Here is an 836-nt window from a genome sequence, read left to right on the forward strand (position 1 = left end):
GTGGAGGACCACCGAGCTACAGACAGCTACGCGAAACCAACATCGCAACCGTAGCCCGCTGGGGCCCTCCAGCGGGCATCCCAGCAAAACATTGCAATCGCGAATTACGGACGCAGGATGTCGTTGTTGCGTTGCACGCGTTCTTTCTGCTCGGTGTAAATCTTCGGCAGGCTATTTGGCAACGACTTCGGAGCCAACGATTTCTCGGGAGCGAAGTCTCGTCCACGCACGGCCGAACCAAGCGGCGTTGTTAGCGAGTCATCGATCGTCTTCAGATAAGCCTGCAACTTCCAAGCAGGAATGACTGTCACACCATTCTCCGTGGCTTCCGCCTTGGCTTTCCCAACCGCAGCAATCTCGCTCGCATTGCCCGCTTGATCGTCCAGTTGTTCTGCTTCGCCGATCACCAAGAACCGAACGCTGCTGTCAAACGTGCCTTCGCGAGTCCCATCGGTTCGCAGGATCGCGGCGACTTCGGCACCCGCGGCACGGATCATCGAAGAGATCTCCGTGGTATCAGGTCGGCTGTCGTCGTCGATGTCGATGTTGTCCATCAACGCGATCTTCACGCGACGTCCTGGCGACCAGAACGGTGAGTAGATTTGGTCACCTGGAATGATCGGATAACGGATCTCGGGGAACGCCACCACGCGAGCTTCGGCGCGGTGATCGCCCAACAACTTGGTGACCTGAATGGTCGCCTTGATCTTCGCATCCTGCAGGCGAGTTTCGTCGCCGTCGATGACACCAAACGTGACACCAGGAGTCAGTTCGTCGGCCGATCCCAAGTTGATCGTCACGACATTGCCATCGCGATAAACGTAGCTGATCAAACC

The 836-nt window shown here is 57.3% G+C and carries 1 pseudogene; it reads right to left on the reverse strand.

Features of this window, described 5'->3' with window-relative positions:
• Positions 1–104: 104 nt before the first annotated feature.
• Positions 105–836: pseudogene (locus B2R17_RS11060) on the reverse strand (hypothetical protein); the annotation flags it as partial.

This window comes from Rhodopirellula sp. UBA1907 (genome assembly GCF_002337565.1).
Classification (GTDB): Bacteria; Planctomycetota; Planctomycetia; order Pirellulales; family Pirellulaceae; genus Rhodopirellula; species Rhodopirellula europaea.